At 64.7% G+C, this 11637-nt stretch carries 9 protein-coding genes and 2 pseudogenes; 4 read left to right on the forward strand and 7 right to left on the reverse strand.

Annotated elements, in window-relative coordinates; all coding sequences use genetic code 11:
• A partial coding sequence (locus RN629_RS17675) for an IS256 family transposase (RefSeq protein WP_407036418.1) occupies positions 1 to 665 on the forward strand: 665 nt, incomplete at its 5' end.
• A 269-nt stretch (positions 666 to 934) separates the two neighbouring features.
• Here the strand turns inward: RN629_RS17675 and RN629_RS17680 are convergent.
• From RN629_RS17680 to RN629_RS17700, 5 genes and pseudogenes are all read right to left on the reverse strand, one after another.
• Positions 935 to 1798 (reverse strand): annotated as a pseudogene (locus tag RN629_RS17680) (transposase); the annotation flags it as partial.
• A gap of 318 nt (positions 1799 to 2116) precedes the next feature.
• The gene (locus tag RN629_RS17685) at positions 2117 to 3019 is read right to left on the reverse strand and encodes a LysR family transcriptional regulator (protein WP_407036419.1); all 903 of its coding nucleotides are present in this window, start codon (positions 3017 to 3019) and stop codon (positions 2117 to 2119) included.
• 31 nt (positions 3020 to 3050) lie between these two features.
• The gene (locus tag RN629_RS17690) at positions 3051 to 4535 is read right to left on the reverse strand and encodes an alkaline phosphatase D family protein (RefSeq protein ID WP_407036420.1); all 1485 of its coding nucleotides are present in this window, start codon (positions 4533 to 4535) and stop codon (positions 3051 to 3053) included.
• Complete coding sequence (locus tag RN629_RS17695; protein WP_407036421.1) at positions 4535 to 6838, reverse strand: TonB-dependent receptor plug domain-containing protein; 2304 nt, start codon at positions 6836 to 6838, stop codon at positions 4535 to 4537. The genes RN629_RS17690 and RN629_RS17695 overlap by 1 nt, the downstream gene beginning before the upstream one ends.
• Positions 6839 to 7143: 305 nt before the next feature.
• Positions 7144 to 7347, reverse strand: a pseudogene (locus RN629_RS17700) (tyrosine-type recombinase/integrase); the annotation flags it as partial.
• Between the two features lie 587 nt (positions 7348 to 7934).
• Here RN629_RS17700 and RN629_RS17705 point away from each other — a divergent pair.
• The 3 genes from RN629_RS17705 to RN629_RS17715 are packed head-to-tail and all read left to right on the forward strand — an operon-like array spanning position 7935 to position 10548.
• Positions 7935 to 8477, forward strand: a complete 543-nt coding sequence (locus RN629_RS17705) for a papain-like cysteine protease family protein (RefSeq protein ID WP_407036422.1) — start codon at positions 7935 to 7937, stop codon at positions 8475 to 8477.
• Entirely contained in the window at positions 8477 to 9055 is a 579-nt protein-coding gene (locus RN629_RS17710) for a hypothetical protein (protein ID WP_407036423.1), read from the forward strand. Before RN629_RS17705 ends, RN629_RS17710 begins: the two co-directional genes overlap by 1 nt.
• Positions 9056 to 9081: 26 nt before the next feature.
• Positions 9082 to 10548, forward strand: a complete 1467-nt coding sequence (locus RN629_RS17715; protein WP_407036424.1) for a hypothetical protein — start codon at positions 9082 to 9084, stop codon at positions 10546 to 10548.
• Positions 10549 to 10587: 39 nt separating this feature from the next.
• On the opposite strand, the gene RN629_RS17720 is transcribed toward RN629_RS17715, so the two are convergent.
• Positions 10588 to 10770, reverse strand: a complete 183-nt coding sequence (locus tag RN629_RS17720; protein WP_407036425.1) for a hypothetical protein — start codon at positions 10768 to 10770, stop codon at positions 10588 to 10590.
• A gap of 354 nt (positions 10771 to 11124) precedes the next feature.
• On the reverse strand, positions 11125 to 11448 hold the full coding sequence (locus RN629_RS17725; protein WP_407036426.1) for a hypothetical protein: 324 nt from the start codon (positions 11446 to 11448) through the stop codon (positions 11125 to 11127).
• Positions 11449 to 11637 lie beyond the last annotated feature (189 nt).

Here is an 11637-nt window from a genome sequence, read left to right on the forward strand (position 1 = left end):
AGGGCGGCCGCATCGTCTCGGTCGCCGCCATAATCGCTGTGGCCGTCACCACCGAGGGCAAGCGCGAGATCGTCGGCCTGCACATCGGCCCCAGCGAGGCCGAGCCATTCTGGTCGACCTTCCTGCGTGACCTCGTCCGCCGCGGGCTGAAGGCCGCCATCACCCGCGTCGTCGGCGCCACCTGGCAGCGCTGCCGCGTGCATTTCAGGAGGAACGCGCTGGCGCATGTGCCCAAGGGCCAGACCACCATGGTCGCTGCCGCCATCCGGCAGGTCTTCCTCCAGCCGGATCATGCCGCCGCCACCCAGACCTGGCGGCACGTCGCCGACCAGCTGCGCGCCCGCTGGCCGAAACTGGGCGCCTGCATGGACAATGCCGAGCATGACGTGCTCGCCTACATGACCTTCCCCGAACAGCACCGGACGAAGTTGCACTCCACCAACCCGTTGGAACGACTAAACAAGGAGGTGAAGCGCCGCGCCGATGTCGTCGGCATCTTCCCCAACGAGGATAGCATCACCCGCCTCATCGGCGCGGTGCTCCTCGAACAGAACGACGAGTACCAGCTCCAGAACCGCTACATGCAGATCGAGGGCATGGCCGCTCTCGCCACACCACAGATCGAGGAGGTGACGTCGCTACAGATTACACCCAAGGCCGCCTGATCGATGCGGCCCGGGGCCACGACCGAAATTACACCACGTTGACGGACACGACCAGGTACTCGCGCAGCTTTGCAGTTCCGGGCGACAGATAGTCTGCTCGGTCGAGGATCGTGCCCTGGCGGATCTCATGTGCCGACGGCTGCCGTCATCAATGGCATCGCCGGGGAAGCGGATCAGTCTTGGAACCGATGCATCAGGTGCGCTTGCCGTGGTGCACGAACAGACGATCGCCACGTTGAATCGGCGCTCACTGGTCCTACCGGACGAACCACTGCATGCTTGGCTTTCGCTGCCATGGAGGAAAGCTGGCCGCGGTCATTGCCGATGTTCAGCAGTTCATGCGCGACAATGAGATGATGCTCGGCATCGACGGCGGCCTGCAGATTGTAGCCGACGATGCTCGTGCCACGGCCCGCGCTTGTCATGGCGCGGGCGTCCGGATCGGTCAGCGACACCTGCTGGTCCGGGGCATTGCGAACTTCCTCCTCACGTGCCGCAAGGTCGCGCATCTGCGCGCGTAGCCGGGCAATCTTCTCCGTCAATCGCTTCGCCTTCGGTTCGGCAATGTCGCTTTCTTCGCGATCGGCACGATCAAGCGCGTCGAGATAACGATCGATATTGTCCTGCACCTGCTTCATCCGCGAGGCGACCTTTGCGGCCGTGTAGTTCTTGTCGCGGTTGTTGACCGCCTTCATCTTGCTGCCGTCGATCGCGACGACCGCCCGCGTGAACAGCCCCAGTTGCCGACACAAGATGATGAACTGGCTGCATACAGACCGGATCGCAGCGCCATTGGCCTGGCGAAAATTGGCGATCGTCTTGAAGTCGGGCGCCAACCGCCCCGTCAGCCACATCAACTCGACGTTGCGCTGCGCTTCCCGCTCGAGCCGCCGGCTTGACTGGACCCGGTTCAGATAGCCGTAGAGGTAGATTTTAAGCATCGTCGCTGGATGATAGGCGGGACGGCCTGTCTCAGCCGGCGTCATGCCCGCGAACTCCAGCGCCTTCAGATCCAGCGCATTGATGAAGGCCTCGACTGCCCGAACCGGGTTGTCTGCCGACACGTAATCATCGAGCGATGCTGGCAGCAGATAATCCTGCCTTCGGTCTTCTCCTTGAACGAAACGACCCATCCCAAGCCTCCCGAAACACCAGAAAACTATACCAGTTCCCGGCGTTTTTACACAGCCTCACTGAAAGCTGTCGTCGGGGTGTAGTGGAGCATCTCAAGTGATTGATGTCGACGCGACGTTCGGTCTGAGGACAGCAGTGGATTTCCCCAGCCTTTCGGCCCGTGGGACGCTCGAAGAGGTGTTACAGTACCATGTCGCTTCGGGTCGAATGCGACGGACCGATCAAAGCCTGGAAGACCACTCGATCTTCAATGGCGATACCGAAATATCCAACGCTCCCGATTCACGACAGTCGACGTATGTCGACAGCCGACAGGCTCAGTCCGCCGCCGTCATGAACCGCTGGACCGACGACGCCGCTTCGCGCCTCAGCCAGTGCAGCAGGCGGGTTTCCGGTTCGGTGCGGTTGAAGCGTCTCTGGGCGCTGTACAATATGTAGCGCTCGCCGATCGGGAAGATCGGACCGCATGGCACCAGCGCACCGCTGATCAGTTCGCGCTCGCACAACATCGGAATGGCGAGCGCGATGCCAAGCCCGGCATTGGCCGCCTCATAGGCGAGCGCCATCGTCGCATGATCGATCACCGTCGCATCCATCGGGGAAAGACCCGCCTGGGCGAGCCATCGGGACCAGACCCCGGCAGGCTGGGCCGGCGCGAGCAGCGGAAAGGTGAGCATCTCGGCCAGTGAAGCGGGCGCATTGCGCCCGTCGAACGACCGGGGGGCGACGACCGGTCGCGCCGACACGTCGATGATGCACTCCTGGCTCAGATCGTCGGCCTCGGTCGCGCCCCACAGGCCGAACTGCGCTTCGCCCGATCGCAGCACGTCGGGATCGCGGGTCGGCAGCACGTCGAGATGCAGGCCCGTATCGCGCAACAGGTCGGCGGCGCGTGGCATCAGCCAGCGGATCGCGACACTGTGCGAGGTCGCGATGGTGATCCGCGTCGCGGCGGTGTCTGTCATGATCGATGCCCGCCCGATCGCGCGCACGGCGGGCGCCACCTGATCGTAATAGCGCCGGGCGGCGACCGTCGGCCTCAACCCGCTGTCGGTGCGGTCGAACAGGGGCGCGCCCAGGAATGCCTCGAGCGTGGCGACCCGGCGGCTGGTCGCCGACGGGCTGAGCGCGAGCTGCCCGGCGGCGGCGCGAATCCCCCCCTGGTCCAGAACGGCCATGAAGGCCTCGATCGCCTCGATCGGCGGACTGCTTCGTGCCATCGATCGTCGGTAAATCCGCGATATGCCGGTTTCATGACACGAAGCCCGGCCGCCGGTCGGCAACGATCCCCCGCGCCAGCGAGCGGGTGGGCGACGCCGGATCGGCAAGGTCGTCGACCGCGCGACAGTCGACCATGGCTCGGCTGCGGTCGAGGTCGACCAGCACATAGCCGGCATGGTCGTTGTCGAGGAAGCGCACCTGCGGATTGAGCCGCTTCGCCGGCCCGAACAAGGCGGCGGGGCCGTTGCGCGAGGCGAGGCAGGACGTCACGATCTCACTGGCGACGATCGGTCCGTCACCCCGTTCCGGGTTCCGGACGATGTCGTTGAGCCAGAAACTATGGACGTCGCCGCCGAGGATGAGCGCGTTGCGCACCTCCGGCGCCTGCAGCGCCGCGAGTGCCTGTCGGCGGCTTGCCGGATAGCCGTCCCAGATGTCGGACCAGCGCGCGCCCGGCCCGTCCGCCAGGTGCAGGCGGGCGAACAAGGTCTGCTGGACGATCAGCGACCAGGGCGCCGTCTCGGTGCGCAGGCCGTCCGACAGCCAGCGCGTCTGCGCCGTCCCCAGCATCGTCGCGCCGGGCGCCTCGAGCGCGGCGCATCCATCGATCACATGACCGCCGTGCCCGCATGGCTGTGGCGTGCGATAGCGCCGCGTGTCGAGGATGTGCAGCGTCGCCAGATCGCCCCAGCGCAAGCGCCGATACAGGTTCGCGACGCTGGCGCGGCGTAACGGCATATGTTCGAAATAGGCCTGATAGGCCGCCGCCCGCCGCGCCGCGAAGGCGCGCGGATCGGTCGTCTGAACCCCCTGAAGACCGGCATAGTCGTTTTCGACCTCATGGTCGTCCCACGTCACCACGAAGGGGAGCGCGGCATGGGCGGCCTGAAGGTCGGGGTCGGTGCGATACAGCGCGTGGCGTGCGCGATAGTCGTCGAGCGTCACCGGATCGGCCGTCCCGAACCGGCGCACGTCGGGTCCGGAGCCGAACGACTTTTCGTAGATATAGTCGCCGACCTGAAGCACCAGATCGGGCGCATGCGCGATCATGTCGCGATAGGCGGTGAACCAGCCCTGCTCCCAATGCTGGCATGAGGTGAGTGCAAGCCGCAACCGGTCCGCCGTGACCGGCGCGGTGATTGTTCGCCCGGTACGGCTGACCATTCCGGCATGATGAAATCGGTAATAGAACGGCCGCCCCGGCGGCAGACCCGCGACTTCGATGTGCACCGCGTGCGCCCGGCCGGCGCGGGCCAGACACCGGCCATGCCGGACGATGCCCCGGAAGCGGTCATCGTCCGCCACCTCGAACCCGACCGCCTGATCGCCCGTGGCATCCGCCAGCCGCGTCCACAGGACGAACCCGTCCGCCGTCGGATCGCCGGAGGCGACGCCCAGCGCGAAAGGATCGGTGGTCGCGGTCCGTCGCCCGCCGGCGACCGCCGGGCCGGGATGCAGGAAGCGCCACGCCGCCAGCGCGGCCGTTCCACCGATCAGCGCGCGCCGGTCGAGCATCAGAAGCGTGCCCCCAGCCGCAGGTAGAAGCTGCGCCCGTTCACGCCGATCGGGGTCTCCTCCCCGGTCGGGAAGCTGCCGCCGGTCGCAGCGATCACGCTCCCCTGATCGGCGATCGCGTCCGGCATCGCATCGAAGACGTTCTGCACCCCGGCCGTGATGCGGATGGCGCGCGTCACTGCATATCCGGCGGCGAGGTCGAGCGTTTCCTTGCCGCCGAAGGTCTGCGTCGCGACCAGGGGCGCCGACGTGTAGGTGCCGAACGCGGCGAGATTGGCGGAGAAATCGGCGCGGCCATGTTCGAGGCGCACCTGCGCGGTCGCCTTGTTACGCGGTTGCGCCGCGGTCAGGAACAGCACCGATTTCGTGGCGAGGAGCGGCAGCGACGGCAATGCGGGATTGGCGCGAAGCCGGTCGAGCGTCGTTTCGGACAGGCCATAGCCCATATTCACCGAAAGGCGCGTATCGGGTGCGATCATGCCCGCCCATCGCGCCGTGATCTCGATGCCGCGCGTCGCCGTGTCCACCGCATTGGTGAAGAAGCGGACCTGGCTGAAGCCAGTGATGCCGTTCGCCGCCAGCACTCCCGCCACCGATGCCCCGCCCAGTTGCTCCGACAGGGCGATGCGATCGCGGATGCGGATGCGGAACCAGTCGGCCGTGAAGGAGAAGCCGGCGAATGGGCCGAACACGATTCCGGCGGTGGCGTTGCGGGCGTCTTCCGGCTTCAGCGACACCGCGCCCAGCGCGCGCGCGACCGGATCGGCGACCGGCAGCGTCGCAACGGTGACGAGCCGCCCGGCGCTGGTCGCCCCCTGCACCGCCGAGAAATATTGCTGTTGCAGCGACGGCGCGCGGAAGCCCGTGCCGATCGTGCCGCGCAGCGCGACGCCCCGCGCGGCCTCGAACCGTGCGGTCAGCCGCCATGTCGCCCGTCCGCCGAAATCGTCATACCGGTCGTAGCGTGCCGCCCCGCCCAGCAGCAGCGGTGTGACCGGCCGCAGTTCGGCATCGATGAACGCGGCCCAGGCGCCTCGCGTCGTGTCGGTCGGGTTGCGCGGATTGAAGCCCGCGAACCCGTCCGCACCAAGGCCGGCATAGGCGAGCGGCTCCCCGCTGCGGATCGCATAGCCTTCGCGCCGATACTGGCCTCCGGCCGCCAGATTGCCACCCGCCAGCATGCCGTCGAGCGGATAGGACAGCGTCAGGTCGGTCACATATTGGCGATAGGTGACGCCGCCCGAATCGAACCGCGTCGGGCTTGCCGCGCCCAGCGAGGCATTGGCGGTATGCGACACGGCGAAATCCGCGTGGTTATAGCCATAGCTCTGGCTCAGATCCCATCGCGCCCCGCTTATCGTTCCGCGCACGCCGGCGGTGATCCCTATGTCATCGATCGTCGGTTCGATGATGGGCAGGAAGCCGTTCGGATAGAGTGGCGAGAAACCGGGCACGCGATAGCCCGCGGCATTGTTCGATCGCTTCCGCGTGTAGGTGCCGAAGCCGTAGAGTTCCGCCCTGCCCACCGGCACCGCCAGATCGAGCGCCGCGTTGGCGACAGACGCCTGCGGATCGCCGATACGATAGGTGACGCGTCCGAAGCGCTGGTCGATCAGGGCGCGGTTGGTCGCGTCGGCGTGCCGGGCCGCGACGGTCAGCGTCGCGTGCCCGCCATCGCCCAGCGGCAGGCCGGCGGTCGCGGCGACCGCGCCGCTCAGGCCATCGCCCGCTTCCGTGATCCCGCCGAACAGGCTGGCCGACCCGCCGCTCGCGTCGCCCTTCAGGATGATGTTGACGACGCCGGCGATCGCGTCGGACCCGTATTGCGCCGCCGCACCATCGCGCAGGATCTCGATCCGCTCGATCGCGGCCTCGGGAATCGTATCGAGGTCGACGCCCGCCGAACCGCGCCCGATCGAATTGTTGACGTTCAGTATCGCGTTCGCGTGCCAGCGCTTGCCGTTGACCAGCACCAGCGTCTGATCCGGCGACAGGCCACGCAGCGTGATGGGGCGGGTGTTCGCCGCGCTCGCCGTGGTCGCGGCCCGCGCGAAGTTGATCGACGGCTGAAGGAAATTGAGCGCACGGCCGAGGTCCGGCATCGCCTGTGCCTCGATCCGTTCGCCCGACAACACGTCCAGCGGCGCGGAGGAACGTAAGGCGGTGCGATCGGAGGACCGCGTACCCGTGACCACGATCTCGTCGTCGACGCGGTCCTGCGGCGCCGGAGCATCACGCTCCTGCGCCTGCGCCAACACCGGCATTCCAAGCCCCAACAGAGTCAGGATTATCGTCGATCGCATGATGTTCCCCTTCGCTGGGGTCATTAATCGCGCGCTTCGACGATACGCAGCGCACGAACGGCGACGACTGTTGCGCGAGACGCAACGCCAACCGTCATCAACCTGTCGCGGACCCGGATATCGTTGCGGCCCGAATCGGCCAGCGACGATTACGTCGCGTCCCGGAACTGGGAGATCATGCGGAACTCACCGCGAGGCGGAACGCGCAGGTGGCGTTCTCGGCGGAGGCTGTGGAGAGCAACGTGATGAATTGAGTGTCCTGAACACCATGGGGCGGCCCCTCGCCGTAACGAGGGGCCAATGAGTCAAATCTCAGTGTTTTCGGCAAGGGCAAGTGCGTCTTCCACATCGATCCCGAGATAGCGTACCGTGTTCTCGATTCTGCTATGGCCGAGAAGGATTTGGACGGCTCGGAGATTGCCGGTTGCCCTGTAGATGATCGATGCCCTCGTTCGGCGAAGGGAGTGCGTGCCATACTCACTTCGAATCAGACCGACCTCTGTCACCCACTAGCAGACATCGGCGTGATGAGGCAGAAACAGCCGATGGGTACGATGCTGACCATTTCGGTTATAGGACTGGCATTCGGTCTCTTAGCTGGGCGGCTAGTTCGAGCGGTAGTTCAGCCATCACGCTTATGGCCAATTACCTGCCTGCTCGCCTTGGTGCCGGGCATCGTTATAGGCTCGGCCATGCCGTTCGTGACGCAAATGGTCGCATGGGGATTGCTGATCCTCATACCGGCCGCTGCGGCTTGGTTGACGGGCTGTATCGCTGGCGCTGTTCTGCCGACAGTGGTTATTCGCAACGTCCGCTAACCACCCAGATTCGCCATTTATACTTCATTGAACATACTAGCAGCTGAATGCCTCAATATCGGTCATTCCGCGATCGAACAAATTTTTGAGGATCTATCAATGAACCGCCAAGTAACGCTACAATGTTAGGCTAAGATCGGCATAAGAATTTTGCTTTGGCGCAAATCAATCCAATATGGTGCAACGCACTCGTTGCCGCGCTACGTACCTAAAGCTAAATTAACGCACGACTCGAGCGTCCGGCTGGTAGCGGCGTCCATCATACTTGGGGGGGGGCGATGAGCATAGGTGGGGTCAATAGGATCCGGATCGCGCGCGCGGCCACTACCGCCGTTCCGCCGGGTGCGCCGCCCATCCTGCCGGTGCCCTATTATCACCAAGAACAGGATTTCTGGTGCTGGGCCGCTTGCGGCCGGATGCTGCTCGGCTTCTTCCGGCTCACCGATGCCCAGCAGTGCGAGTTCGCGGAACGAGCTTTCCACGGAGGATGCTGTGCTACGCCGGGGAGCAGCACTTGCAACAACGGGTACTTCCCGGAAAACTCCTACGGGAACTTCGGGATCGTAATCGCGCGGCCCGTCCAATCGACGACGCAGGCGACACTCGATGGCGAGCTCGGTGCCGGGCGACCGATTGAGGTCACGTATTGGTGGACGCAGGGCGGGGCGCACGTAGCGCTAGTGACCGGGAGGAATGCGAACGGCACCTACGAGGTCCATGATCCGTGGTATGGTGCCGGGCCAAGGAAGCTGTCCGAAATCTCCTCGGGTTACGGCTTGGGTCGCTGGGCTAACTCATACGTCAATCTTAGGAGGCGTTGATGGCGGTGACACCACAGCTTCCCGAAATCACACGGGTCAGCATCGCGGAGCAGATCGGCAGGTTGCTTCCGGCGAGCGACGTAGCAGGACGTAGCTTTCTCGTCGACGCGCCGTTTGCGCTGGCGGAGAGCCTAGCGGTCGTTGCGCTGTCGCTTGAGGCTATCCGACGCGGCGGCATGGCGCTTAGCGAGGCCGTCCACTTCACCGGGAGATGGCATCACCAAGTGGTCGCCGGGGAAGGCTTTATATCGGCGCGGTCGGTGGACCATGGCGAAGAGCATGATGTCGTGGAGGTGGCGGTTTCGCCTATCCCGATGGCGCTCGCGCGAACGATCCGCTGGGTCGACGAGAATCTTCCGGGCGATCAACTAGCCGTGATGATGCTGGTCCCCGACTACTACCTGACCGCCATCTTGCTTCGCAGCGACACGGGCAACCAGGTCGTGGTGTCGGAGCGGCCGGATCGACTGACGGAGATACGCACGGACACGGTTTACGAGGGACGCGAATTCATCACGTTCCTCCGCCGATATCCGCCCAGCGCCGGGATTCCAGACGACAAGCTTCCGAGGGAATAGAAGCAAGCAAGGGGGCCGAGAATCGATTGAGCCATCGTAGGACCGCGGCGCTCGCGCTCGCCGCTCTGACGTCGGGGTGCAGCCACAACCTCGTCGTCGAACCATTGAACACGGCGAAGCCGCAGTCCGGTGCCATCTACGTGCTGCCCTTCACGCAATACACGGTGACGATGACGTGGCGCGTGGCAGACTGCTCGGGTCCGCAGCCGAAGGTCGCCTTGAAGGTCGAGGCGGTCAGCGGAACAGCTGACGACGCCGCCCAGGCCTACGTCATCGACCCGGCCTCTCTGCAGACGCTGACAAGCATCGGCACCTTCAACGCGAAGTGGCAGGACGGCTCTAACGCGCTCGCATCCATCAATGCCGCCGCCGTGGATCGCTCCGGCGCCATCATCGGGAACGTGGTGACCACCATCGCCAAGCTCGCGCCCCTGACGTTCGGCATGCCGCCGGTCCCAGGCCGCCCGCCGCCCGTCAATGCGCCGCCGCCGCCCCCGCCACCGGTCTGCACGCCTGCGGTCATCGCGGCACTCGCCGCAAGCAAGGCTGCAAAGGCACAGGTGGATGTCTTGGCCGATCAGATCAATGCGGTGACCGCTGAGATCGCGCGCCTTGGCGCCAAGGCGATCACGATGGGCGCGGCGTTGGACGATGCCACGAAGAAGGCATTGTCAGCTCAGATCGATCGCTTGGCTGCGCTCCAGCAGAAGCAAGCTACGGCATCTGACCACCTCGCCGGCGCGCTCAAGGTGATCACCAGCGTGCGCATCGAGGTCTGGCCATTGGACAGCGCCGCCGTTGCGGGTGGCCCCTACGGTGTCGACCGCGCCGCGCTCGCTCGCTGGTTCACCGGATCGGCAAACTACGAACCGCCGCAGGTTGCGCTCCAGCTGGAGCGTGTTGGGTCTTTCGGACAGGATCCGAGCGCCCCGCTAGCCGGAAGCGCGACCGTCACCGGCAAGAGGGGATTACGATACCGCGTCCCCGCGCGGGGACGGCTCGTCGCCTGCTCGACACCAGCACCGGGAGGCCCGCTCGGCTCACCGTGCAGCTCGGCGGCGGGCGACATCGTCTTGAGCAAGGTTGAGGGACCGGTAGCGCAGCTCGGCTACGTGGGTATTCTCGAGGTACGCAACCGCACCTTCGGGTCGACGAGCTTCTCTGGCGAATTCACGCCGCTGATGGCTCCGAAGTCCGTCGCCTACGAGCAGAAGGCCGCACCGGCTGAGGGCGCGACGGCGGCAATGGCGAACGCGGCGAGCACCCTTGCCCCGGTTTTCGATCCGACGACGCGGGTGAATGCGGACACGGCCTATCTGGAGGCAGTGAAGAAACGCCGTGACGCCACGAGCGCGCTGCAGCCGGCTGCCGACGATCCTAACGGCGTCGCCAAGGCGACGCTCGATGCGGACACGAGCCTGCTCGACGCGCAGATCGCAAACGCGCGGGCGCGGGTGACGCTAGCGGAGTTGCAGGCGAAGCTGTCACCCTGACGGACGCAACGCGCGTCCGCCGACGGCAGTTCTTCCACTCTACAGTGGACGTACGTCAGGTGGCTCAAGCCAGGGCTGAACGTCAAATTCTGAATAGCTGACGTTCGCGCCCCCGGCCCTTGCTGACTTGAACCGCACCGGATTGTCCGGCGACACATAATCCTCCACCGATGCCGGCAGCAGCAGTGCCTGGTCGCGCGCATGACCCTCGATGTACGCCATGGACACGGCATACGCCTTTCAGCAACCCGAAGGAATCAGCCCACGAGTTTCCGCACAGTTTGGATCGAATATCGGGAAAGCCCAAACCTTCCCGATATTCCGTCAAACGTCTTTGAGAGAGGCTACAGGTAGCGGACGGCAGGACACGCTCAGCGAGCCAGCGATCGATCTCCCGCATCCATCTCATGCTCACGAACATGACGCGCTATCGCAACGGACGGCGTGTCTCGCCCGCCGAGACAACGATTCCCAGCCGACGTATTCGTCGAGCTTCATGGCTAAGCCCGACCGATGAAAACGGACGGATATGAGGAGGTGGGCGCGCCGACTAGGAGAATATCCCGAGATTGCGCATCAGATAGACTTGCGTCGTTCTCGCGTCGGCGGTTCCGGCCGAGCCGGTACTCCTCCCCCAATCGGATAATTCACGATCAAGCTCCACATTTGCGTGACCGTACGATATTCTGCGTTCTTGAGGTACTTGTCCAAGACCATTTTGCGAGCATCGATCGCGGCTTGGCGAGCATCGGAAGACGGGGAGAAGAACATGTCCGCGTAATTGAACGGCCAGCGATATTGAAGTTGATAAGCCTTGTCGTCGTATCGAAAATTTTCAGTCCCGACCATATGTGATGCCGTCATTGCCTCATCATACGAATGATGTGACTTCGGTGCCATCAGGTCAGCCAGTTGGAAGAGGCGGGCATCCTCCAGCGTCGGCGCCTTCGAAAGGTCGACATTCTCTAGGGTCAGGACCCATTGATGTGAGCGCCGTGATCTGATTCAGGCTCCGCAAGGAGACCGATATGAGCGACCTGTTTTGGCTGACGGACGATCAGATGAAGCGGCTTCGGCCGTTCTTTCCCA

The sequence above is a fragment of the Facivitalis istanbulensis genome (assembly GCF_040560405.1).
In the GTDB taxonomy this organism is placed as follows: Bacteria; Pseudomonadota; Alphaproteobacteria; order Sphingomonadales; family Sphingomonadaceae; genus Sphingomonas; species Sphingomonas istanbulensis.